The following is a 24,720-nucleotide window of genomic DNA, read 5'->3' on the forward strand; positions in this document are numbered from 1 at the left end:
GTTAATCCCGACCCACGAAGAAGTCCGATAATCCAGCGGCCATGGATAGCCATGGCTACTTCATCAGGAATTTCATCAGTCGGTGCTTTAAGTGGCCACACTCACGCGCTACGGAAATCCGGGCTGTGAAACAATTCAGGTTCCATCGCTCAAAAAAAGACGCCTGAAGCCAACCCCGGCTCCAAACGTCCACTGTATCATTCACCTATTTTGATGAGACCGTCGAACGACCGTCTGTTTTCGGTTGATTTTTAATATTAATGGTGATGGCACCTTTGCTGGCACCAATCGTGACTTGGTCATCGACCTTGATCGCACCCGTTAATAATTCTTCACTTAACCGGTCTTCAATCTCAGTTTGCAATGCCCGGCGAATTGGCCGTGCACCGTATTCAGGGTCAAACCCAGCCTTGGCAACCACATCAATGGCGGCTGGCGTGATTTTGATCTTGATACCCTGTTGCGCAACCCGGTTCACGATTTCTTGTGACATCAACTTAACGATTTCGTGTAACTCTTCCTTATTCAATGAATGGAAGACAATCGTCTCATCGATCCGGTTCAAGAATTCTGGCCGGAACGTCTGCTTCAAGGTAGCACGAATCGTCGCCGCAACTGCATTGTAATCATTAGCCTTATCAGTAGCACCGAACCCAACGGACTTTTCATCCCGCAAGGTCGTGGCCCCTAAGTTCGACGTCATGATGAGAATCGTGTTTCGGAAGTCGACTTTGCGGCCTTTCGAATCAGTCAAGTAGCCATCATCCAAGACTTGCAACAGAATGTTGAATACGTCTGGATGAGCCTTTTCAACTTCATCAAACAGCACGACTGAGTATGGCTTCTGGCGTACCTTTTCAGTTAACTGACCACCTTCATCGTAGCCGACATAGCCGGGTGCTGACCCAATCAAACGACTGGTCGAGTACCGTTCCATGTATTCAGACATATCGATCCGAATCATGTTGTCCTCTGACCCAAACATGGCTGCAGCTAAGGCCTTCGCTAATTCGGTCTTACCAACCCCAGTCGGGCCAAGGAACATGAAGGAACCAATTGGCCGGCTTGGATCTTTCAATCCACTCCGCGCCCGGCGAATGGCCCGTGCTACTGCAGAAACGGCTTCTGGTTGACCGACGACCCGTTCATGCAAAATCTTTTCCAAGTTAACTAAGCGTTCGCTTTCGGATTTTTGCAATTGGGTTAGTGGGACACCCGTCCATTCAGCAACCACTTGGGCAATATCTTCTCCGGTCACTTGTAAGTCATAGTGCGGTGTGTCGCCTTCAGTGATTTGTGCTTCTTCATCAGCTTCAATGCGATCCAAACGTTGCTTGAGTTGCATTTCCTGCTTGCGAATATCCGCGGCTTGTTCGAAGTCCTGAGCTTCAATCGCCGTTTCCTTTTCTTCACGTAACTGCGCGAGCTTGTCCTGGTTCTTGGACAACTTAGTCGGTTGATCCATCTGGTCGATGCGGACTTTCGCCGCCGCTTCATCCATCAAATCAATCGCCTTATCTGGTAAGAACCGATCACTGATGTAGCGACTGGACAACTTCACCGCTTGATTGACGGCTTCATCAGTAATTGTCACGTGATGATGTTCTTCATACCGTGGCCGCAAGCCATCGAGAATCTCAACCGCTTCATCTTCAGTCGGTTCATTGACCATGACCGTGGCAAACCGCCGTTCAAGTGCGGCATCGGATTCAATGTACTTTTGATATTCGTTTAAGGTCGTCGCCCCAATGGTTTGGAGTTCGCCTCGTGCTAATGCTGGCTTCAAAATGTTAGAAGCATCAATGGCCCCTTCAGCACCACCGGCACCAATCAAGGTATGCAATTCATCGATGAATAAGATGACATGCCCATCGTTGTAGATTTCGTCGATCACTTTCTTTAAGCGGTCTTCAAATTCACCACGATACTTGGTTCCGGCAACTAGTGAGCCCATATCAAGCATCATCAGCCGTTTGTCAGCCATGTCATTCGGTACGTCGCCAGCAACGATCTTTTGTGCCAGCCCTTCAGCGATCGCCGTCTTACCAACGCCGGGTTCACCAATCAAGACTGGATTGTTTTTCGTCCGCCGTGACAAGATTTGAATGACCCGCTTAACTTCTTTGGAACGGCCCACAACTGGATCCATTTCCTGTTCACTCGCCAGCTGCGTCAAATCACGCGCCAAGGAGTCCAAGGTCGGTGTGCCTTCCGTCTTCTTACCACCACGGTTAGCCGCACTGCCCTTACGCTTACTCATCGCATCACTGACACCAAGTTTACGCAAAACAACTTTGCGTGTTTGACTCAAATCTAAGTTCAAATTCATCAAAATACGCGAGGAGAGGATACTTTCATCAGAGAGCATCGCTAACAAGAAGTGTTCAGTCCCAATCTTGTTGGCGCCAAGCCGTTTGGCCTCATCACCAGCAACGGATAAAATCTCCTTAGCCTTTGGTGAATATGGCAAATACGTATCTTTGCCAATATTGCTCAACGTCCCGTAGCCAGTGAACCGTTCAATTTCTTCACGGATGTCATCTTCGCTCACAGCGTACTGTTGCAAGACTTTATTAGCAATACCGTTCTTTTCGATGGCTAGTGCTAATAACAAATGTTCCGTACCGACTGCCTGATGCTTAAAATATTTGGCCTGTTCCTGTGCTAGTACTAGCACACTTTTGGCACTAGGTGTAAATAAGTTATCCATTGCGATTCCTCGCTTTCTTTAGCTTTCGTAACGCAAGTGGTTCAAAATCCCGATAATTATTCGAGCCCGGAGACTATTTTCAAGGTCTCGGTCCGTCAGTCCTAACGTGTCGTGATCGATTGCCACTAATATCAACTGCGCTTCCCTACGATTTAAAACGTCGTCCTCATACAGACTCTGAACAACTGCGTAGGCATCCCGTTGTGTGATGGAATCGCCGATCACTTGAATGAGGGCATCCAACACATCAGCATCATCGACCAAATTAACCTTTTCAATGCGAATATAACCGCCACCGCCACGCTTACTTTCAACTAAGTAACCATTTTGGATCGTAAACCGCGTTTTAATCACATAATTAATCTGTGAGGGTACCACGTTGAAAAGGTCGGCAATTTCTGAACGCCGAATTTCAACATGCTCCGAGTCCGCCAAAATACTTTTTAAATACTTTTCAATAATATCCGAGATATTTTGACTTTGCATGTGCTTCACCCTTTTCATTATCTTTGACTAATATTGACTTTTATTATACGAGGATAATGGAAAAAAGCAAAGAATTTCACCCAACTGGCGACCCAGCATGTGCTTAACGGTTGTTACAGCATAGCACGCCAAGCACTTGCTTTCAATTGATTGGACCGGATTTTCGACCCTGATTCGTTAACTTTGTTAGGCCTTCATATTCATTCAACTACCTATTTAAAATATGTCAAGTGTTGGCGTCTGAATTTGGTCAACTTTGTCTGGGACTCGTCGTTTATCCAACAGCTTGAGTTTCTATACTACAGGTTGTCCGCCTGAATTTCGACTAATACGCCACTTGTTTATTTACGACCGGCCACGCTTAACGTCATTTTGAACAGATACTTCATATATAGATTGTTCGTCATGAATTATGATTTAAACGTGCTATTCTCTAAATTCAGGAGCTGCCAGCTGAGACCCGCTGGGAACAAGTACGAGTTGGCGTAAATTTGCAGAATCGTGTGCGTCCTACACCGGCTTACAGGCATTTCTGACAATACTGGAACGTGGTGGACACAGATTTAAGCCGAAAAACCACGTCTTAAATACTGGTCTTCCACTAACCAAGCCAAGAACGCTTGCTAAGTGGAATTTCACCACTGAGCATTGTCAGAAACACCTTCCAGCCTGGATATGATTCGAAAGGCGGACGTGGGCGGGCCCAACTTTTTTGTTAGATTAGTTGTTGGTTCCTTAGTATACAGGAATGTTGAAATAAACTGTCAGACTGGTTCTAACAATAACCAAGCATCCTGACCCATGATTTAAGACTTCGAACACGCGGTTTCACTGAGATTGTCAAAACTTCCTCTAATCACCCGGGATAGCAAAGTCTTGAATTATAAGTGAAGACAATTTATTCGACTAAACGCAAGACTAGCTGACATTGAGATTCGTGAATCGCATTCAGGTAATCTTTTCAGTAACTAGATGCCATAATTCAGCATTGATCCCGTTTGAGAGCTTGCCTGAAGGACCAGAAACCTAATATTCAGTGGTCAATTGTACCTAGATAGGTGGCCGTTCATCTGCCATTCGAGCGGGTTCCCGACTGTAGGGGCTGGCTGACAATGCTCAAGGGCGAAATTCTTCTTGTCCGGGTGAATTTCCCGGGCTAGAAGAAGACTCGTATTTGAAATTGCGCAGTGGGTTTCTGCGTGAGTTCAAATCGATGTCCGCCCTGTTCCAGCGTTGTCAGCCGGCCCCGGAGGTCGGAATAGAACGCGTCTCGGCAGACGAACAGTAAACCGACCAACAGGCACGTTTAAATCATCTTTAATGCCAAATAATTAACGCAAGGCGCACTACTGGTGAATCTCATCAATTCATTGGGCGGAGCCAACTCGAAAAAGGCATTTCAAAATGATGGGGCGATCACACCTCAGCACCAGTCACAACACAGCAGTACACCACACGTCAAAAGTGGCCATAAAAAAATCCAGTCAAATGACTGGATTAGTTGGTTTAACCGTAATCGGGAAAACAGGATTTGAACCTGCGACCCCTACGTCCCGAACGTAGTGCTCTACCAAGCTGAGCTACTTCCCGAGAAAATTAAATAAAAAGCCTTAGTAATCACTAAGACTGTGTTAAACGATCGGGAAAACAGGATTCGAACCTGCGACCCCCTGGTCCCAAACCAGGTGCTCTACCAAGCTGAGCTATTTCCCGATACTAATGCACCCAGTAGGAGTCGAACCTACAACCTTCTGATTCGTAGTCAGACACTCTATCCAATTGCGCTATGGGTGCTTATTTAAAATGCCGAGGACCGGGATCGAACCGGTACGGTTATCACTAACCGCAGGATTTTAAGTCCTGTGCGTCTGCCAATTCCGCCACCCCGGCAAATTAAAAGCGGAAGACGGGATTCGAACCCGCGACCCCCACCATGGCAAGGTGATGTTCTACCACTGAACTACTTCCGCATAATAAAGCTATTCAATTGTAAATGCCGACTAGAGGATTCGAACCTCCGACCTCCTCATTACTAGTGAGATGCTCTGCCAACTGAGCTAAGTCGGCATGTGCGGGTGAAGGGATTTGAACCCCCACGTCGTAAGACACTAGAACCTAAATCTAGCGCGTCTGCCAGTTCCGCCACACCCGCATGATATTAACCATGCCCGTTGCCGGTCTAACAGTTCTTACTGGTATGCCTTGACAACTATTTAACTTTATCATCTTGTTGAATAGTTGTCAACAACTTTTTCAATTAATTGGATAAATATACTTTTTTAATGGATAAACAAGTTCTATTTTTCCGACAAGAAATATTATAGCACGGTAGCCTAAAATAGCAAACCCTATTTTCAAAAAAATTCTATTTAATTTCAAAAAAGCCACTGAAACCGCCTTTTGACGGCTGAAATTCGGCTGTAAATCTCCATTAAAAACTAACCTTTATCTTCCATAAAGCCTGCTTTCCACCAATTTCACTGCTGATACGCGTTAATTTTATACTCATAAATTATGCAAAAACGCGGAGCCGCATCACTGCGAATCCGCGTTTGACTAAATCATCAGTTCGATTTAACCTTGTTTTTCGATTTTAGTCTTGCCGTGCATGTAAGGCACTAAGACATCTGGAATCGTGACCGTGCCATCTTCATTTTGATAGTTTTCCAAAATAGCTGCAACGGTCCGACCGACTGCTAAGCCACTCCCATTCAACGTGTGGACGAATTGGAGTTTACCATCATCGTCGCGATACTGGATGTGTGCGCGCCGTGCTTGGAAATCAGTACAGTTTGAACAACTTGAAATTTCACGGTACTTGTTTTGTTCTGGGAACCATACTTCTAGGTCATGCGTCATGGCAGCGGTGAAACTCATATCACCAGTCGTCAACGTAATCACGTGATATGGCAAGCCGAGCTTCTTCAATAATGATTCGGCATTATTGGTCAGCTTTTCAAGTTCATCCCATGAATCTTCAGGCTTCGTAAACTTGACCATTTCAACCTTATTGAATTGGTGTAAACGAATCAAACCCTTGGTATCGCGACCGGCACTACCAGCTTCTTCCCGGAATGCTGGTGATAACGCCGTGAAATAGACGGGTAATTTTTCTGCCGGAATAACTTCATCGCGGTAGTAGTTTACCAATGGGACTTCAGCAGTTGGGATCAACGTTAAATCTTGCGTTGTGATCCGGAAGGCGTCTTCCTTAAACTTAGGGAATTGACCAGTCCCGTACATTGATTCATCCGTCACCATGTATGGTGGTAAGACTTCGGTATAGCCTTCTGCTTCATGTTGGTCCAAGAAGAAGTTGTAGACGGCCCGTTCAAGTTTGGCCCCATCACCAATGTAGTATAAGAACCGACTTCCTGAGACTTTGGCGCCCCGTTCGAAGTCCAAGATACCTAAATCTTCACCGATGTCCCAGTGGGCTTTTGGTGTGAAGTCGAACTTCCGTGGCGTCCCGATCCGACGTAATTCAACCGCGTCTTCTTCCTTCAAGCTGACCAGCACGTCTGGATGAGGCACGTTTGGTAAATGAGCTGCCATGTCTTGGACTTGCGCGTCGATCGTCCGGCGTTGTTCATCCAAGTCTTTAACATCCGCACTAACCTTTTGCATTTCAGCAATTTCAGCACTGGCATCTTCTTTATTGCGCTTCTTTTCTGAAATCTCACCTGAGACCTTGTTCCGAGTAGACTTGAGTTGTTCACTCTTCGCAATCAATTCACGGCGTTGTTCGTCCGCAGCTAACAAGTCATCGATATCACTAGCAGCAACGCCCCGATGACCAAGTTGTTCTTTGACAAAATCGGCATTTTGCCGAATCATTTTAACATCTAACATAACGACGTCTCCTTTGTAGAAATTAGTTGTAAATAAAAACAGTCTCTCCTCCCATATTGGGACGAAGAGACTGCGATTCGCGGTACCACCCAAGTTCAGGATTATTTGTTAATCCCACCCTTAAACGGATAACGGCCGTGCCGTGCAGTATTACCTGCCCACATTGTCGCGCCGGAGTTTCGACTGCCGGTTCACACCACCCACCGGTTCTCTGAACGTCTACTTAAAACGCGCCGTGTTTACTATTCACTGTCTACTATAAATCATTGATGTCCAAAAGGCAACTAGCCGAGACTCTTAACCTTTTCATCAATCAAGCGAATGACTTCCTGACGAGCACTCGGGTCCGCAACGAAATCTAATTGGTCGCCATCGATTTGCATCTTAGGGCTGTGGTCATAGTTAGCGTACCAGTCCGTATACCGTTCGTTCAACGTTTGATAGTATTGGTATAGGTCTGGATCTTGGTCGATTTGTTCATATGAGCGGCCCCGCTTTTGAATTCGCTTGAGCATCGTATCGAACGAAATATTGATGTGAATCAACAAGTCTGGGCTCTTCTGATGCTCAGCTTCAGGCAATTCTTGCATCATGTTATTCAATAGCGAGTCGTAAATGTCAACTTCGGTGTTGGTCGCCCGTCCCAAATCCCCGTTTAAATGGAACAATAATGAATCTTCGAAGATTGAGCGGTCCAAGACGTCCAAGTCGTTGGCAAACGCTGATTTGATACTATCCAACCGTTTATTTAAAAAGTAGATTTGTAATAAGAACGCATACTTCTTAGGGTCCTTATAAAATAACGGCAAAATGGGATTATCATCAACTGATTCGTAAAACGCTTTGGAGCCGAAATGTTGGGCTACTAATTGCGTTAAACTCGTCTTGCCGGCACCGATTGTTCCTGACATTACAAGCATGGGGCGTCTCTCCTTTTAGTCACGTCAAAATTTTGATTATCTTTAAAAGCAACACTACATATTGTACGCACCCAAGTCCTAAAATGCAATATCTGGTGAGTCAATTCCATAAAAAACTTAGTTTGGCTTAATTTGTCTTGAGTGCATGATTAAAGCGTGCTGGTTTTCAAGGTCAAAAGCGGCCGTTCCGCCACCATGCGATTGGCTTCCTGGCTGTAGCGACCGACAAGCACAAGCCAAACAGCTATCACGTTTTAATTTCATGCTAGATGATGACTAGCGTAATTCGTAACTTCATGCCCACTAAAAAAGGCATCCCCCAGATTGGAGACACCTACTCAATTTGCTGATCAAGAACATCCGCGACTTAGGGGCGTAACCCCGTTTATATCGCGTCAGTCATGTTCCTAAGCTAAGTATTACTTAGCCGCCTTTTCACGTGCCTTTAACAGGCTCACGTATTGTTCCAAGGTCAGGTTGTGCTTGGTCATGAATTGGGCACTCTTTTTGCCGACGTAGCGGAAATGCCATGATTCATAATCAATCCCCGTTGACTTGGTCCCGCTCTTCGTAAAGCGTAGTACGAAACCGTAGTCTGGGGCGTGCTTGATTAACCATTGTTGCCCTTTGTTCTTGTCTGATGAAGAGAGCAACTGATTGCCATGCGTGTTATACCAATGCGTGTTCATGATATCCGCAGCTAAGCCAGTCTCATGCTCACTACCACGTGGTACCGCCACGTATTCTTTCGTCAGCTTCAAGGCTTCTTTGGCCGACTTGCCCTCGTTCTCATAGGTTTGAATCGATTGACTCCAAACCTCTTTTTGATAGGCAACGGACCGGTAACCAGAAACGATGGTTGCCGGGTACCCGGCCTTCTTAGCGCCAGCCATGAAAGCTTCCAGTGGCTTGACGATTGACGTCCGGACATCGATTCCATTGACACTCGACTTACTGAAACTCATTTCTGAGCGCTTGTTCCACTTGTTGACGACGACCAGATCAGCATCCGTCGACTTGACGCCCTTTGGCAATTCACTGATCAGTCGTTGCCGTTTGGTCTGCGTCTTGGTCGTTTTCGCCGAACTGCTTGATGATTTTGACACACTCGACTGGCTGTTAGCGCCACAACCACTCAAGACGCCGACTAACGTTACTAATGCTAAACCTCTTACTAAATTACGCTTCCACATTTCTCTCGCTGCCTTTCTCTGTCCTAGCTTAGCATAGGGGACGGATTTAAAACTTGTTTTCCAGTCGATATTTGATAATTTTTAATGATTTTTTCATTTAACCATTCATCAGCACTCGCACAGTCATAGCTGAGTTGATTGCTAGCTGACTCCCCGTTTAAAAAAATGCACCTAACTCCAACTGCGAGTTAAGCACATTCTAAATACGAGTTAATCTTTACCATGATGATGGCGGGTTAAGTCAACCTTATCCAACGGAATCATCTTGGTATGATAACGAATCTTGTAGTAGACATATAACACAATAAATAATGGGATACTCATGTAAGTGACCCCGATGGCTTGCCAGTCCAGTGTCGCAAACGAATGCAAGTCTTGGCCAATAATGACGACCAAGCAGAGGATAAATGCGAACCATGGCCCAAATGGGAACCACTTAGCATGGTAACGCAACTCACTGAGCTGATGGCCCTGCTTGACAAACGCCCGCCGGAACCGCAAATGTGAGATGGCGATTCCTAGCCAAGCGATGAAGCCGGTCAATCCACTTGCGGACACCAAGAAGATGTAGATTCGTTGACCGAACAGGCTCGATAGGAACGTCAAGAGACCAATGACCGTGGTTCCTAATAATGCCATGATGGGAATCCCACGCCGGTTGACCCGACCAAACGTCTTTGGCGCGTAGCCTTGTAATGACAAGGAGTACAGCATCCGCGTCGACGCATACATCCCTGAATTGGCCGCTGACAAGACGGAGGTCAAAATCACCGCGTTCATGACACTGGCAGCCGCTGCCAACCCGGCCCGTTTGAAGACTAAGGTAAACGGACTGATCGCAATATCACTCGCTGATGAACCCAGCAAGTCCTTAGACGTATAAGGAATAATGGCCGCAATCACAAAGATGGCCAAAATGTAGAACAATAAGATTCGCCAGAAGACTTGTTTGATGGCCTTCGGAATACTTTTCTCCGGCGTTGCGGATTCGCCCGCGGTAATCCCAATCAATTCCGTCCCCTGGAATGAAAAACCAGCGACAACAAATACGCTGAGGATCGTCGGAATTCCACCCACGAATGGCGCCTTTTTATACGAGAAGTTGCTGAGGCCCGTTGCGTGACCACCCATGATGCCGACGATCGTCAACACCCCGATGACCAAGAAGACCAGGACCGTCACGACTTTGATCAGTGAAAGCCAGTATTCCGTCTCGCCAAACGACCGCACCGACAAAGCGTTGATCGTAAAAATCAAGACTAAGGCAATCAGACTGAAGACCCAGCCGGGCACGGTCGGCAACCAGAATTGCATGACGATTGCCGCCGTACTGATATCGACCGCCAGCGTAATCGCCCAGTTGAACCAATAATTCCAGCCCATCGCAAATCCCAGCGCTGGGTCGACAAACTTGGTTGCATACGTTGAGAACGACCCGGCGACTGGCAAGTACGTTGCCATCTCACCCAGACTCGTCATTAAAAAGTAGACCATGATACCGATGCCGACGTACGCCAGTAGCGCCCCGCCTGGCCCGGCCGTTGAAATTGCAGAACCAGATGCCACAAACAGGCCAGTCCCGATACTACCACCTAGTGCAATCATGGATAAGTGCCGGGTCTTTAAGGACCGGTGCACATCCTGATGTTGTTCTTCTGCCATTGCAGAACCTCCAAAAATCGATTTATATCTAAAAGTGTTCACACCGATTCAGGTTTAGCACAACCAAAATAAAAAGCCTTCTTGCAACGCGAAAACGTGCGCAAAAAGACTTTAATCAGATTGATTGACATAATTGCTGATTTCATCGTCGATAGCGCCCCGCAACTATTCTAGCTGCGACAGTCCTTGATTTATTCAACCAAGGCCCAACAGATGAATCGGTCATAGATTCATCTATTTCGGCGGTTGCCCCGTTCACTGACCTTCACTAGTGATGACCCACTTCTAGTCAGTTACTATTGTTAACCGCGTCCTCTTCTTTCGATATACTCAACCATTATATCCGACCAGTCCTCATTTGACAACCTGTCTTAATCGTTAATTTTAATAAAATTGATCTGGCAACATCGTCTTACCTAAAGCCTTGTTGTCAGAGTAGTCGATTGGAATGTCCACAACGACTGGACCATCCGTGGCAAAAGCTTGATCGAGCACCTTTTCTAGGTCAGCAGGTTGGTTGACCCGTAAACCGGTGGCACCAAAGCTTTCAGCATACTTGACAAAGTCGACTGGGCCAAAGTGCACGGCCGCATCTTCACCGTACTTCATCTCTTCTTGGAACTTCACCATGTCGTAGGTACCATCGTTCCAAATCAAGTGCACGATATTCTGCTTCAAGCGCACGGCCGTTTCAAGTTCCTGAGCGGAGAACAAAAAGCCCCCATCACCCGAAACGGAAACAATCTGGGTGTTTGGCCGAACTAGCGCTGCGGCAATCGCCCATGGTAGGGCGACACCCAAAGTCTGCATCCCGTTACTGAACAGTAAGTGGCGTGGTTCATAGCTCCGGAAATGCCGCGCCATCCAAATGTAGTGGCTCCCGACATCAACAGTGACCGTCATCTCATCGCTGACCCGTTGTTGCAAAGCTGCGATGACTGATAGCGGATGATTTAGCTTAGACTGCTTATCAATATTAGGTACAAAGTCCCGCGTTTGCAGGCGTTCTTGTAATTCACTCAAATATGATTGAGCATCATCACTGATGTTATAACCCTTCATGTATGGTAACAAGAAGTCTAAGGTCTGCGCGATGTCTCCAATCAATTCCGTCTCTGGTTGGAAGTTATGATCAAGTTCCGCGCGCATGGCGTCAATCACCACGATGCGGGCCTTACCTTCTGCATTCCAGTTACGTGGTTCATATTCGATTGGGTCATAACCCACCGCAATGACCAAGTCAGACTTCTTCAATAACATGTCCCCTGGTTGGTTCCGGAATAACCCGACCCGACCAAAGAAATGGTTGGCTTCCAAATCACGTGAAATCACACCGGCTGCTTGGAACGTTTCGACAACTGGTAAGTTTGCGGCCGTCACGAGGTTGCGAATCGCTTTAGTGACTTCTGGTGAGGAAGCACGCATCCCAACTAATAAGACGGGTAACTTGGCTGCTTTGATCTTTTGTGCCAGTAACGTGGCTTCAACTGGACTAGCAGGTCCTAATTTTGGTGCTTGAATCGGTGTGATGACTGGCGTCCGAACGATTGAGTCCGTCACGTCTTGTGGCACACTGACGAAGCTAGCACCCTGCTTAGCCGCCGTGGCTTCCTGATAGGCATTTGCTAACACTTCAGAAATGTTTTCAGGTTCTTGGACTTCAGCACTGTACTTAGTGATTGGCTTGAACAGCGCCGCGTTATTCATACTCTGGTGAGTCAAACGTAACAAGTCGGCCCGTTGAACTTGCCCAGAAATCGCGAGGACCGGGTCCCCTTCAGCGGTGGCAGTCACTAAGCCGGTTGCTAAATTACTAGCACCAGGACCAGAAGTGGTCATAACGACCCCGGGTTTACCCGTGATTCGGCCAATTCCAGCCGCAATAAAAGCAGCGTTTTGTTCGTGGCGTGTTACGATCAACCGCGGACTCTTAGGGTTAACGGGATGTTCTAAGCGTTCAAACACCCGGTCGATCTTGGCACCGGGAATCCCAAATACATACTTAACATCGTGGTTTACAAGGCTATCGACGATTGCGTCGGCCCCATAGTACTTTTTATCAGCCATGTTGATCTCCTCTATCTTGTGAAATTCATTGTTAGAATACCATAATTAATGCCTTAATAACAGTAATTTCCGCCTTGTGAAATAAAGTATATCTGATCGAAAATCAAATCCAAATACTAAAAGCGCGTCAACATTGATTTACCGAGGGAAACCGCTCTCAAAATTTCTTAAGTTTGTAGGATGGCTCACTTGTTCGTTCGCATCCGCGCTAACAATCCGTTTAATTGCGCCATTTTGTCATCAGAATAGTTGGTCCAATCTAGGACCGGTATCTGCTGGACGGCTAACAATTCCTTGATGAGCGTTGCCAATTTTTGTTGGGCCAAAAAGTTCAGCCATAACTGGTCAGCTTGCGAAAAGATTTGATTAACGACCTTAGTCCCTTCATGGGCGACTGGTTCCACGTCCTTGAAAACTTGGTCAAAATAGCCGTAGTTCGGAAAGGTCTGCAGCGTCCCCTCGATGGCCGCGACCACGTCAGTAATTGAAATCTCTTCAGCTGGTCGTGCCAGGTGGACACCCCCGTTGTTACCACTAGTTGAGGTAACTAGTCCAGCAACGACCAATTTGCGAATGATTTTGCGAATATACGACGCAGAACCGCCGATTCGTTCGTGAAGCACGTCCGCTGTTAACGGAATCTCCGGCTGCTGTGTCGCTAGTAGTACGAGCACACAAGCCGCCTGTTCAAATGATTTTGCGAGTTGCATCTACCCATCTCCTAAACGTTTAATGCGACACAGTCATAAAATAATTCAGTCTGTCCAGGGCCAAACGGGGCGTACTCCGGATGTCGAACCGAATCATACTGGCGAAAATTAGCATGCAACAGAATTTGTTTGGATGCCGGATTATTGGCTAAACAACTGGCGGTAATGCGCCGCAACTGTAACGTTTCAAATCCGTATTTCAAGATGCGTGCTACCGCGGCGGTCATGATGCCCCGCTGCCAATACTGCGCGTTTAGCATGTACCCTAAATCCATTTCCTTAGCGGCTGGCTCACCAGTATTGGTCATCCGTTCATATAGCCCAACACTTCCAATGACGTGCTGGGTCGCCTCTAGTTCAATTGCAAAGATCTGTGGGAGCTTTGCTTGTTGCTTTAACAAAAATTCGGCCTCCGTTAGACTGTGCGCCGGTGCAAAGCCCGCCGACGCCGCAATCCGCGGGTCACGAACCAATTCATAGTAATCCGCGGTATCTGCTAACGTAAATGGTCGTAGCGTGAGTGCTTCGCCTCGTGCCGTAACCGTAACCATGCCCATATCTGTTCCACCTGACTTGCGTTATAATAGTTATGTTAACCATATCAAATTGAGGTGATTGCATGCAAGTTATAACACAAAAATTAACCGCATCGAGCGCGCAATTGACCGGTTATTTGCATCAACCGGATGCTAACGCGCACCAAACGACCTTACCAGCAATCATTATTGTTCCGGGTGGGTCTTACACGCATATTCCAACAGCCCAGGCCGAAAGTCTCGCGATGGCGTTTGCGGGTCACGGCTATCAGGCCTTTTACTTAGAATACACCCTCCTCGGTGATCAACAACCGTTGGAATTGGCTCCCGTTCTCGACTTAGGACGCGCGATGGCCTTACTGCGCGCACACGCGGACGAATGGCACATCGATCCTGACCAGATCACACCGGCCGGCTTTAGTGTCGGCGGCCACATCGTCGCGCTCTACAACGATTATTGGCGGACCAAGGTGGCAACGGCCCTCGATATTGAGTCTGCAATGCTCAAACCCAAGTCCGTTATTTTAGGCTATCCTGTGATTAGTCCGAAACTCGGTTTTCCTAAAGATGACGCCACGATTGCAACATGGACGGCTACTCCAGATGACTTAGCAGCGGAACAACACGTCACGGCTGACAACCAGCCGACCTTCATTTGGGTGACGGCCGATGATCCAATCGTGCCCGCCGCAAATGCCTTGGCCTACACGACAGCCTTAGCCACTGCCGAAATTCCATACGAATTGCACGTCTTTAAGCATGGCCCCCACGGTTTGGCACTCGCAAATGCGCAAACTGCTTGGAAACCAGATGCAGACCAGCCGCACGTCGCCCACTGGTTGACGTTAGCTCTCGAGTGGTTGGCGGATAATCGTTGCTGATCAGGCAGTCGGTCGCATTCTTATTTTAACGACAATCTAGAGATAAAAAAACGTTTGTCAAGATTTCAACTCGATTTCACAGTTGAAACGGACAAACGTTTTTTAGTTGATTAACGTAACGATTTCGATTGGCGACTACTAACAAATCAAAAAATTAAATTCGTTAACACACCTTATAAATAGGAGCGATAAAATAACGGCCACTTGAGTAAGCCCGGCGCCCAAAAGACGTAAAACCACTGCATTACCTGGCTCCAGCTCCATGCCAACAAGACCGCACCGATCGTATCAGTCGGGTAATGGGCGTTGAGATAGATCCGCGAGAAAATGACCAGTAACAGCCACACCACGCTACCCCATTTGACAATCATCGCGGCCCGATAACTTGGTAATTCCGGCACAACGAGCATGATAATGACGCTTACGAGAACAAACGTCCCCAGCACGTGGCCACTCGGAAAACTATAACCGGTATCTTGTGCCAGATGGCTGATGGGCCGGTCACGACCAACGAGGTGCTTAACGATAAACCCCAGAATCATCGCCCCCGCCATGTACGCCAGCGCCCAAAATGCTTGAATTTTGTACTTAAACCCATACATCAGGAAGGCCAGAATCAATATCCACAGCACATCCATTCCCGGTGACGCCAGCCAAGCAATGAGCTTGTAAAATACAGTCCAGATCCCACTATTACTGATTTGAACAAGCGACGTCAGGGCCACATCTAATAAATCAATTCCAATCGCGCCGTCACTAATAAAATAGCTCAGATAGGCAAATAGAATTACCCCAATGACAAACTTGACCGGCCGACTACGCGACTTATCGATCATCAAAACAAGAACCCCCATTTAATATATAAATTACCAAAATTATACCATAGTCTATTAATCGACTGAACGAATCCTTAATATCCACGGCTGAGCCTTAAAAAAAAAGAAAGAAGTCGCAATTTCATCACGTTTTGTTAACAAAAAGGTTATGATTAATTTGATAATTCATCGGATTGCATCCTAATTCTTATGTGGATTCGGTATCCGACCGGTGAAAAAAATGCTAAACTATGAATAACTATTACCATTGGAGGAAGAGTTCATGGAAGACATGCCAAGTCGCTCAGAAATGCATCGTGACAAATCGCAGGGAAACAATTCACAGGGAAACGGCAAGGGACCGAAGAAAAAGCATCCTGTTCGTAATACGATTTTAATTATTATTGCCGTCCTATTAGTCGGAACCGGCGCGTTTGCTGCGCGGACCTACTTTAATGCTAAAAACGCGGCTAACACCGTATTCAAAAGCAGTGGGATCAAGAAATCTCGTAATACCAGTGCCGTTTTGAATGGTAAAAAACCCGTTTCGATTCTGTTACTCGGTACGGATACCGGGGCGCTTGGCCGGAACTATAAAGGTCGGACCGATACGATCATCCTAGCAACCATCAATCCGAAGACCAAGACGACGACCTTAATGAGTTTGCCGCGTGACTCCGAAGTTGCTGTTTCAGGATTTGAACAGGACTTCCCTACTAAGTTGAACGCTGCTTACGCATATGGTAGTGCTGGGACCACTATCAAGACGATTCAAAAATGGTTGAACGTGCCGATTGACTACTATGCCCTGATCAACATGGGTGGGATGAAGAAAGTCATCAATGAAATCGGTGGCGTGGACATCACCCCAATTCGGACATTCACTTACGAAGGCTACACCTTCACGAAAGGTCAAAAGGAACACATGAACGGGGCCAAAGCTTTAGCCTACTCACGGATGCGGTATGACGATCCGCTTGGTGACTACGGTCGTCAACAACGGCAACGGCAATTGATCACCGCTATTCTCGGTGAAAGTACCAGTGCTTCCAACTTGTTGAAACAAGACTTCCTCGATTCATTAGCTAAACAAACTCGGACTGACTTAACCTTCAGTAACCTGACCAGCATTGTTACCAACTACCGGAGCGCCACCAAGAACATCGTTTCCGACCACGCTCAAGGAACTGGTAAGATGATCGACGGCCAATCCTTCGAAGTTGTCTCACAATCTGAAAAGCAACGGGTCACCAACGTCCTGCGGAAATCACTTAACTTGAAAGCCGCTAAAACTGGTGAAAAGTTCGCCAACCAAAACTAATCACATCAACACTGATTATCGATTCAAAAAGCGCTACTCACATTTCTTTATAGAGATGTGAGTAGCGCTTTTTATTGTCTGGGTGATGATGTTTAAAGCCCAACCCGTTGATGATCTAACAAGATCGTATACAGATTGGGCTTTAATCATGATAAAAACGTGCCAGTTGGTTGGTTTGCTATTGGTCAGCCGGTGATCGTCTTAGTCCGACTTCCGGGGCCGGCTGACAATTGCTGGAACGTAAGCCGACATCGATTTGAACTCACGCAGAAAATCACTGCGCAATTTCAAATACGAGTCTTATTCTAAGCCGGAAGCAGCCCACTTCCGACTAAGAATAATTTGGCTACTGAGCATTGTCAGCCGGCCCCTCCAGTCGGGAAGCCGCTCGAATGGCGGATGAACGGCCACCTATCTTGGTATAATTGGCCATCGAATACTAGGAGACTGTCCCTTCATGTAAACTTAAAAATCAGCATCGATAATGATTTACTGAACTCAAAGACTTGTCCGATTTAAATACAGATACGACGGCCTCAAGATTATGCACTAATTACAGAGACATTATCCTTGAAATTGGTGCATCGAATTGGGCCTCGTTTGGTATCTCAGACTTTGTTATTTTAGGCAAATCGAGAAAATTGTGAAATTCAGTAATGCAGCTGACTCGTGTGATTAGAACGTGAGTATGATAGCTTTTACCCGAAACTAATCTTACAGTTCATTATCAAAATGACTGTTTACTAAGAAACAACGACTATTTCATTTAAAGTTAGGTCCGCACATGTCTGCCTTTTGAATACCAGCCCGGCTGGAAGGTATTCTGGGCAAGGCCCAGTGGTGAAATTTCACTTGGCAAGCGTCTTTTGCTTGGTTAGTGAAAGACCAGTATTTAAGACGTGGTTTGTCGGCTTAAATCTGTGTCCACCACGTTTCCGGCCATTGCACAGAATGCCTGGAAGCCGGCATAGGAAAACGCCACCACTGCAAATTTACGCTTACTCGCACTGTTTCCAGCGGGTCTCAGCTGGCCGCTTTTGAACTTAGAAACCAGCACGTTTTTATCATCTTTAATGCAGAATCGGATAACGGCCGCAAATACGCTGACAGTCTTATGATTCCAAATGCTGTAAGCGCCACTGCCGAATGCAAAACGCAATTAACCGGTTCAATAATTCTGCTAATAAGAAGCCTAATGCGATGGCACCCGTAATCATGATGACTTGTAGCGTAAAGGCAACGGCTTCACGGTAATTGCCCAACGCAAAGTTACGGACCATCTGATAGGCTTGGCTTCCGGGCACGAACGAGACCAGACTCGGAATGTTGAAAATAATGGCTGGCATCTTTTTGTAGCGAGCCGCTAAACTACTCAAGACGCCGATGCCAACGGAACCAATCAAGCTTCCAAGCACAACGCCACCATCAAATGCCTGCACGATCAGATAACTTCCCCACGTCAGGGTACCGATCCAACCAGCAACATTTAAGGCTTGATACGGAATATTAATAATTAGGCCAAAGCCTAGTACTGCAATGTATGCCAGCACTAATTGTCCAATTGTTCCCATCACTTACGACCTCCTACACGCAATCAAAATAACGTAATGACCACGGCAATGCCGAAGCCCAGGGCCGCCGCACTCAACATGGCTTCCACTCCACGGGCTGGGCCACTGACAAAGTTGCCAGCCAAGGTATCACGGACCGCGTTGGTCAATGGTACACCGGGCACTAATGGCATCAGTGAACCGATGATGATATCATTCACGTTGGTCCCCCACCCGAGTTGGCAGACCCATTCTGCGCCTAATCCAATCAGCAGTGCGGCCGTCAATTCGCTCAAAAATTTGATTTTCAGATAGCGATTTAATAAGTAAAAGACCAAGTAACCGACCGTTCCAATCAAAACGGTCGGCCACGTATTGATGGTTTCTTGTCGAAACATGATCATCAGTGGCCCACTAACTAGCGCGGCCCCAACGAGCTGCAGCCATAATGGAAACGAACGAGAGGCGGCATCTAACTGATTCAATCGGCGATACAGCGTTGGCAAATCAATCGTCGTAGCCGCAAATTCCCGCGATAATTGATTAACTTGTGCCACTTTCTCCAGGTCGATCGTCCGCTGGTTGACGGCTGCAATCTGCGTCGCATTGCGGCCTTGAATCGACATCATGACGCCGGTAATCGTCACGTACGTATTCGCCGCGACGACACCCGCATTTTGTGCGATTCGCATCATCGTATCATCGACCCGCGAGATTTCCGAACCATTTTCGACCATGATTTTACCGGCTTTGAGGCAAGTCGCAATAATCATTTCATCCGTTGTCATTTGAACACCCCCACACACCACATTTCAGATTTAGTAACTTAACTGTAGCCAAAGTCGCGCCGTTAGTAAAGGCTTATTTCGCAACGAATCTGTTTGCCATCCTGGTCGCTGATTGCACCGCCCTGGCGATGACTGGCAACGCTCAAATGAGTGCAAAAAAACCGGCGATGAGCATTTAATCTCATCACCGGCTTAAGCCATTTAAGCGTTAATTAGTCTTTAGTAACGTTAACTGCTTGTGGGCCACGATCGCTTTCTTCAACGTCGAAAGTTACGGCTTGGCCTTCTTCAAGGCTCTTGAAGCCGTCTTCTTGGATAGCTGAGAAATGTACGAATACATCGCTACCGTTTTCGCGAGTAATAAAACCAAAACCCTTATCGGCGTTGAACCATTTAACTGTTCCGTGTTCCATAATAAAAAATCCTCCTAGTGCATTTTGCACGTATAAATTAATGTAAATCATGATTCGGTACAAATGGGGATAGTTTATTGAAACGATCTGACCACAATTACCTAACCAAGCTACATGAGTAATTGTAGCATATTGTTTCTAAAAAAGGTAGTTAAACACTAGTTTTTCCACGAAATGTTTATGTGATGATAAATGGAACAGAATAACTAACTAATAATTAGTAATTTTGTTCGGAATATGACCACAAGTCTTATTTAACAAACACGTTGTGGGCCGCTTTGAAGCTAACCGGGATCTCTTCACCGGTGGCCTTAATGGAAACGGTCACAGGGCCTTCAAACGGATCATGCTTCAAAACCGTCACGTCCTGCCCAATTTTCAGTGGCGTATCATGTAAGTAAACTAACAAATCATGGTTATCGATAAAGCGTTCAATGGTTACGGATTCACCATCCGCCGTATCCGCCAAACTCGTATGACTATCTTCTTGATAGTGGCCGTCCTTATCGGGAATGGCGCCACCGTGTGGGCAGTGCGTTGGGTGCCCTAAAAAGGCTTCCAAAGAATCGACTAGGCGCTCACTGGTAACATGTTCCAGTACTTCGGCTTCAGTATGCACATCAGGTAAGTCATAATCGAGCTTATCGACTAAGAAATCTTCCCAAATTCGATGTTTGCGCACCAAAGTCTCGGCGTACCGAATGCCCTTTTTCGTCAGTGAAATTCCCGCGTACGGGGTATGTTTGGCGAGGCCTTCCTGCACTAATTTGCCGACCATTTCCGTTACGGAACCAGCCGCGATGTCCAAACTTAACGCAATCTGCTTGTTAGACACCTTTTTCTTCGTACCACCAAGCTCGAAAATAATTTTTAAGTAATCTTCCTTCATGGGGGTCATGAATATTCTTCACCTCAACTAAATAGTTACTGCTTTTGATTAATCTATCGTATGACAAATCTCTTTTAAGATAATTCTACCATCTTACTACAATTAAGACACCAGTTCTAGCCCTAATCAACGACAAAGCTTTGAAATAATGGCCTAATCGTGACATAATTAATTGTAGCGCAAAATAACCCATTTGGTTACTAATTTAGAAACGTGCTTGTTCAACTAAGGAGGAACCGCATCGTGAATGATGATGCTCAATTATCAATTACGCAATTGGATGACGCTTTGCAACATAAAGCTGTCGAAGATTTTGCTAAATTCTACGTCCCGCTGTTTGACGCTAACAACCTTGAAGTGATGTCAAATTTTGACGTTGCTGCGTACATGACGGATATCAATGAACACCTTACTTATGGTCGCTATATGACCAAAGCACAGCGTTTGAGTGATACGGTCAGCTTTTCGTTTACCGCTTACCTTAACCTGATCGACCGTCTCGACCAGAAATACTACACTAGCGGCAACCCGGCCCAACCATGGGACGAATGGCTCGCCACCCAATTTGCTCAAATCGCAAATTCATAGGGCACCCGCAGTTTTATCTCACACTAGAGGATTGAGTTGACCCCAATCCTCTTTTTTGATGTCCATTTTTTGACCGCCCAACACTGTCACAGCAACTCACTGGCAAGATTGCCACCGCTGCGGCCCCTCGTCGAGGCTAAGTATCAAAAAAGCCCCAAGCTTTCCCGCAGCACTTGGGACCTCTGGCAAGTATCATCACCGGGCGATTGAAGACTACTACTAGTTTCAATTACACGTTGTTTTATGCACGATTACTACCTAGCCGAGCTAGGCATCTCTCAGCGCTTATTCGCGCTCCGTTGTAAATCCCTTTGCAAAGTTAAACTTCAAAACACGACCAACATGACAACGGTCAACCCAGCCATAAGATCGGTTGACGAACGGGAAACTTAAATGCCCAAATGACTTACCGATACTTGCCAACTTAAATTTAACATTAATTAACCGGTTACACAAGCTGAAGGTCGCTAACCTTCCGATTTTGCCGGATACAGTCGATAATGTGGCTTACCATCTAAAATATAGCAGTACAATTGTTGGGTCTGGTCCTCATCAAAGTAACCGAGCTTGACCATGTGATGCCCATCGCGTTCCTCAATCCCTTGAAGGGCCGTCATCATGAAGACGCGCATCATCTCCATCTGATTGCCATAGCCATTGGCCCGTTCGACCGCGGCCGCCAGCGTGAACCCTTCATCTAACATCATCTTCACAAAATGCACGCGCATTAACGTGCCATACGAATAGCGGTGGGTCGTGTTCTTCTCACCTGTCTGCAAACTATGAATATAATTTTTCTGTTCCCAGTAGCGTAATTGGGTCTGGGAGACCCCCGTCATTTTCGCTAAATCAGTGATGCCAATCGTAAACTGGTGTTTATGCAACTGTTCTTTGAATTTTTTGAAAAATACGCCATCTTCTTGATTATCCACGGGTCAACCTCTTTTCTAACATTTTCAATACTCAGTATATGGTTTTTAATATTAATGTCAAGTTTGTTGACAAAAGCAATAAATCCGATTATATTAGACAACGTACTTTTTTAGAGAGAAGGGATTTACTTGTCAACTCCTGTTGATACGCATGGGAAGCCGTATAATCGTGGCTTGCTCATTGCAGTTTTGTTAGTCGGTACCTTTTGTACCGTCCTTAATCAAACGATTTTAACCACTGCCTTCCCAACGTTGATGAAAGATTTTGATATTACAACGTCGACCGTTCAATGGTTAACAACCGGGTTTATGTTAGTCAACGGGATTATGATTCCCGTTAGTGCTTGGTTGAGTTCACGTATTTCTACCAAGTGGCTCTACCTGTCAGCGATGGGGATTTTCGAAATCGGAACCATCATTTGCTGGACCGCACCTAACTTCGGGACTTTACTTGCCGGACGTCTCATTCAAGCCGTCGGTGTTGGGGTCACGATGCCGTTACTTCAAACCATCATGTTATCGATCTTCCCCGCTAGCAAGCGTGGTGCTGCCATGGGGACTGCCGGAATCGTTGTCGGCTTAGCCCCAGCGATCGGCCCAACGTTGTCTGGGTGGGTCATTGATAACTTATCATGGCGTGATTTATTCGGTTTGATCGTCCCAATCGTGGCAATCGTCTTGATTGCCGGCCTGTTCTTCATGGCGAACGTGCTTGAAACGTCCAAACCAAAATTAGACTTTGCCTCACTTGTTTTATCGACGATTGGGTTTGGGAGCCTGCTCTATGGTTTTTCATCCGTTGGTGACAACGGTTGGACTTCCACAGTCGTCCTCTCAACCTTGATCATCGGGGTTATCTTTATTATTGGATTCATCTGGCGTCAATTAACGATGGAAAATCCATTCCTACAATTACGCGTCTTCAAACACGCTGAATTTACGATTGCCGCTGTTTTAAGTTCCGTTGCCAACATGGCGATGGTTGGGGCCGAAATGGTTATTCCGCTTTACTTGCAAATCATTCACGGCTTCTCAGCATTTGAATCCGGGCTGTCACTCTTAGCTGGTGCCCTAATGATGGGGATTATGAGCCCAATTACTGGCCGGGCCTTTGACCGTTTTGGTGCCAAACGTTTGGCCATCTTAGGGATGTTCCTATTAACCATCGGGACGTTACCATTCGCCTTCATTACGCGGAACACGGCCACCGTTTATATCGTGGTCTTGTACGCCGTGCGGATGTTCGGGATCGCCATGGTCATGATGCCATCAACCACTGCCGGGATGAACGCCCTACCTGTCGAATTGATGGGTCATGGGACTGCCGTTAACAACACGACCCGTCAAATTGCTAGTTCAATTGGGACCGCCATTTTGACTTCTGTGTTGTCTAACGTGACGGATGCCACCAAACCAACGCACAGCCTGATCAAGAGTAACCCACTCGGCTACCAAGATAGCTATTACAACGCTACGTTGAATGGTTACCACGCCGCATTCTGGGTTGCCGTGGGCTTCTCAGTCGTTGGTTTGATCGTTGCCTTCTTCATGAAGAACAAGCAACACTCCGTTAAACCAGTCATGAACAACACTAAGGAGGTGAACGACTAATGATTCTCGTCTTACTCGTTGCCAGCGCAGTTGCGCTCTTCCTATCATTTATCTACGTTCACCGAACCAGTTTGCGAATTAGTTTATCGGTCGTTTTCGGAATTTTGCTCGTAGGCTCGATCTTCTTCATTTCATTGAATGACGGTCAGCACTACGGGATGGTCAAAACGACCACGACGACCACTAAGCCCTTGAAATCAGCTGGTAGTAGTAAGCAATTAGACTTACTGCTCTACCAAAGCGTCGGGACTGCCGATAAGCACCGGGTCTACATTTACAAGAACACCACGAACCAGAAAAAAGTGAGTCATACGACTGCGAGCGTCAAAACTGCTAACCAAGTCAAAACGACGACCGCAACACCAAAACTGGTCACTAAGACCACGCGGTGGACGTATCAAAGTAACGCGATGAAGTTCTGGTTCGGCTTAGCCAACAATGATAAACAGTTGATCAAGCGCACCAATTACTTCTACATCAACAAGAGCTGGGTCGTCTTAAGCACCACTCAAGCCAAGCAATTCAGCAAGTTGATGAAGCAACAACAAGCGACCTTAAAAGCACGTGCGAAAGTCTACGTCGCTAACCAAGTCAAAGCCGCAATGGCTAAGAACCCGTCAATGACTAAGGCCCAATTGGCCAAAGTTCAAAAGGCCGCTGCTGCCCAGTACCGAGCCAACGCAATCCAAAGCATGGTTAAAACGGTCAAGGCTAGCAAATAAGGTTCATTAATAGTTGCATATCGACACAAAAGCCCCGGTAAGTCCGGGGCTTTTGTTGTCTCTCGAATGATTTG

At 46.5% G+C, this 24,720-nt stretch carries 20 protein-coding genes, 7 tRNA genes and 1 riboswitch; of the genes, 5 read left to right on the forward strand and 22 right to left on the reverse strand.

The features are described 5' to 3' along the window. Nucleotides 1-205: 205 nt before the first annotated feature. The 16 genes from KGF65_RS05370 to KGF65_RS05445 all read right to left on the reverse strand — a co-directional run bounded on the left by KGF65_RS05370 (nucleotide 206) and on the right by KGF65_RS05445 (nucleotide 14,157). The gene (locus tag KGF65_RS05370; RefSeq protein WP_216748200.1) at nucleotides 206-2,710 is read right to left on the reverse strand and encodes an ATP-dependent Clp protease ATP-binding subunit; all 2,505 of its coding nucleotides are present in this window, start codon (nucleotides 2,708-2,710) and stop codon (nucleotides 206-208) included. Between the two features lie 18 nt (nucleotides 2,711-2,728). Continuing rightward, complete coding sequence (locus tag KGF65_RS05375) at nucleotides 2,729-3,196, reverse strand: CtsR family transcriptional regulator (protein ID WP_003638050.1); 468 nt, start codon at nucleotides 3,194-3,196, stop codon at nucleotides 2,729-2,731. Nucleotides 3,197-4,712: 1,516 nt separating this feature from the next. After that, nucleotides 4,713-4,786 (reverse strand) — tRNA-Pro (locus KGF65_RS05380). Nucleotides 4,787-4,835: 49 nt separating this feature from the next. Further along, nucleotides 4,836-4,909, reverse strand: a tRNA-Pro gene (locus KGF65_RS05385). Nucleotides 4,910-4,916: 7 nt separating this feature from the next. Next, nucleotides 4,917-4,990: transfer RNA gene (locus KGF65_RS05390), tRNA-Arg, on the reverse strand. Nucleotides 4,991-5,000: 10 nt separating this feature from the next. Next, nucleotides 5,001-5,086: transfer RNA gene (locus KGF65_RS05395), tRNA-Leu, on the reverse strand. An 8-nt stretch (nucleotides 5,087-5,094) separates the two neighbouring features. Further along, nucleotides 5,095-5,166, reverse strand: a tRNA-Gly gene (locus KGF65_RS05400). A 24-nt stretch (nucleotides 5,167-5,190) separates the two neighbouring features. After that, nucleotides 5,191-5,263, reverse strand: a tRNA-Thr gene (locus KGF65_RS05405). Between the two features lie 3 nt (nucleotides 5,264-5,266). Beyond that, a tRNA-Leu gene (locus KGF65_RS05410) sits at nucleotides 5,267-5,348 on the reverse strand. A gap of 422 nt (nucleotides 5,349-5,770) precedes the next feature. Next, on the reverse strand, nucleotides 5,771-7,048 hold the full coding sequence (gene serS, locus KGF65_RS05415; protein WP_216748199.1) for a serine--tRNA ligase: 1,278 nt from the start codon (nucleotides 7,046-7,048) through the stop codon (nucleotides 5,771-5,773). A gap of 284 nt (nucleotides 7,049-7,332) precedes the next feature. Then, nucleotides 7,333-7,968, reverse strand: coding sequence for a deoxynucleoside kinase (locus tag KGF65_RS05420; RefSeq protein ID WP_050338983.1), 636 nt, complete (start codon nucleotides 7,966-7,968; stop codon nucleotides 7,333-7,335). Nucleotides 7,969-8,387: 419 nt separating this feature from the next. Beyond that, on the reverse strand, nucleotides 8,388-9,161 hold the full coding sequence (locus tag KGF65_RS05425) for a D-alanyl-D-alanine carboxypeptidase family protein (protein WP_101873894.1): 774 nt from the start codon (nucleotides 9,159-9,161) through the stop codon (nucleotides 8,388-8,390). 210 nt (nucleotides 9,162-9,371) lie between these two features. Then, entirely contained in the window at nucleotides 9,372-10,823 is a 1,452-nt protein-coding gene (locus KGF65_RS05430; protein WP_101873895.1) for an amino acid permease, read from the reverse strand. A 144-nt stretch (nucleotides 10,824-10,967) separates the two neighbouring features. Beyond that, nucleotides 10,968-11,149: riboswitch (Lysine riboswitch) on the reverse strand. Nucleotides 11,150-11,207: 58 nt separating this feature from the next. Then, complete coding sequence (gene alsS / locus KGF65_RS05435; RefSeq protein ID WP_056952228.1) at nucleotides 11,208-12,890, reverse strand: acetolactate synthase AlsS; 1,683 nt, start codon at nucleotides 12,888-12,890, stop codon at nucleotides 11,208-11,210. Between the two features lie 185 nt (nucleotides 12,891-13,075). Next, a complete protein-coding gene (locus KGF65_RS05440; RefSeq protein WP_050338987.1) occupies nucleotides 13,076-13,600 on the reverse strand; it encodes an Rrf2 family transcriptional regulator in 525 nt (174 codons plus the stop codon). 11 nt (nucleotides 13,601-13,611) lie between these two features. Continuing rightward, the gene (locus KGF65_RS05445) at nucleotides 13,612-14,157 is read right to left on the reverse strand and encodes a GNAT family N-acetyltransferase (RefSeq protein WP_050338988.1); all 546 of its coding nucleotides are present in this window, start codon (nucleotides 14,155-14,157) and stop codon (nucleotides 13,612-13,614) included. Between the two features lie 62 nt (nucleotides 14,158-14,219). On the opposite strand from KGF65_RS05445, the gene KGF65_RS05450 reads away from it, so the two are divergent. After that, entirely contained in the window at nucleotides 14,220-15,017 is a 798-nt protein-coding gene (locus KGF65_RS05450; RefSeq protein ID WP_101873897.1) for an alpha/beta hydrolase, read from the forward strand. A gap of 173 nt (nucleotides 15,018-15,190) precedes the next feature. On the opposite strand, the gene KGF65_RS05455 is transcribed toward KGF65_RS05450, so the two are convergent. After that, complete coding sequence (locus KGF65_RS05455; protein ID WP_050338990.1) at nucleotides 15,191-15,853, reverse strand: phosphatase PAP2 family protein; 663 nt, start codon at nucleotides 15,851-15,853, stop codon at nucleotides 15,191-15,193. Nucleotides 15,854-16,115: 262 nt separating this feature from the next. Here KGF65_RS05455 and KGF65_RS05460 point away from each other — a divergent pair, with 262 nt between their 5' ends. Further along, complete coding sequence (locus KGF65_RS05460; RefSeq protein ID WP_021337929.1) at nucleotides 16,116-17,153, forward strand: LCP family protein; 1,038 nt, start codon at nucleotides 16,116-16,118, stop codon at nucleotides 17,151-17,153. 1,112 nt (nucleotides 17,154-18,265) lie between these two features. Here the strand turns inward: KGF65_RS05460 and KGF65_RS05465 are convergent. The 4 genes from KGF65_RS05465 to KGF65_RS05480 all read right to left on the reverse strand — a co-directional run bounded on the left by KGF65_RS05465 (nucleotide 18,266) and on the right by KGF65_RS05480 (nucleotide 20,802). Next, entirely contained in the window at nucleotides 18,266-18,724 is a 459-nt protein-coding gene (locus KGF65_RS05465; RefSeq protein ID WP_216748198.1) for a threonine/serine exporter family protein, read from the reverse strand. Nucleotides 18,725-18,747: 23 nt separating this feature from the next. Further along, the gene (locus KGF65_RS05470; protein WP_088769888.1) at nucleotides 18,748-19,491 is read right to left on the reverse strand and encodes a threonine/serine exporter family protein; all 744 of its coding nucleotides are present in this window, start codon (nucleotides 19,489-19,491) and stop codon (nucleotides 18,748-18,750) included. Between the two features lie 212 nt (nucleotides 19,492-19,703). After that, complete coding sequence (locus tag KGF65_RS05475) at nucleotides 19,704-19,904, reverse strand: cold-shock protein (protein ID WP_003638037.1); 201 nt, start codon at nucleotides 19,902-19,904, stop codon at nucleotides 19,704-19,706. A 250-nt stretch (nucleotides 19,905-20,154) separates the two neighbouring features. Beyond that, nucleotides 20,155-20,802: a metal-dependent transcriptional regulator gene (locus KGF65_RS05480; RefSeq protein ID WP_050338992.1), complete on the reverse strand. Its 648-nt coding sequence runs from the start codon at nucleotides 20,800-20,802 to the stop codon at nucleotides 20,155-20,157. A gap of 234 nt (nucleotides 20,803-21,036) precedes the next feature. Here KGF65_RS05480 and KGF65_RS05485 point away from each other — a divergent pair, with 234 nt between their 5' ends. Further along, entirely contained in the window at nucleotides 21,037-21,381 is a 345-nt protein-coding gene (locus KGF65_RS05485; protein ID WP_003638035.1) for a hypothetical protein, read from the forward strand. A gap of 467 nt (nucleotides 21,382-21,848) precedes the next feature. Here the strand turns inward: KGF65_RS05485 and KGF65_RS05490 are convergent, their stop codons facing one another. Further along, complete coding sequence (locus KGF65_RS05490) at nucleotides 21,849-22,313, reverse strand: MerR family transcriptional regulator (protein WP_216748197.1); 465 nt, start codon at nucleotides 22,311-22,313, stop codon at nucleotides 21,849-21,851. A 129-nt stretch (nucleotides 22,314-22,442) separates the two neighbouring features. Between KGF65_RS05490 and KGF65_RS05495 the strand changes: the two genes are divergently transcribed. Together KGF65_RS05495 and KGF65_RS05500 are read left to right on the forward strand one after the other, a co-directional pair. After that, nucleotides 22,443-23,924, forward strand: a complete 1,482-nt coding sequence (locus KGF65_RS05495) for an MDR family MFS transporter (RefSeq protein ID WP_216748196.1) — start codon at nucleotides 22,443-22,445, stop codon at nucleotides 23,922-23,924. Beyond that, the gene (locus KGF65_RS05500) at nucleotides 23,924-24,646 is read left to right on the forward strand and encodes a DUF4811 domain-containing protein (protein ID WP_216748195.1); all 723 of its coding nucleotides are present in this window, start codon (nucleotides 23,924-23,926) and stop codon (nucleotides 24,644-24,646) included. Before KGF65_RS05495 ends, KGF65_RS05500 begins: the two co-directional genes overlap by 1 nt. Nucleotides 24,647-24,720 lie beyond the last annotated feature (74 nt).

It is taken from the genome of Lactiplantibacillus sp. 30.2.29 (assembly GCF_018991255.1).
GTDB lineage: Bacteria > Bacillota > Bacilli > Lactobacillales > Lactobacillaceae > Lactiplantibacillus > Lactiplantibacillus pentosus.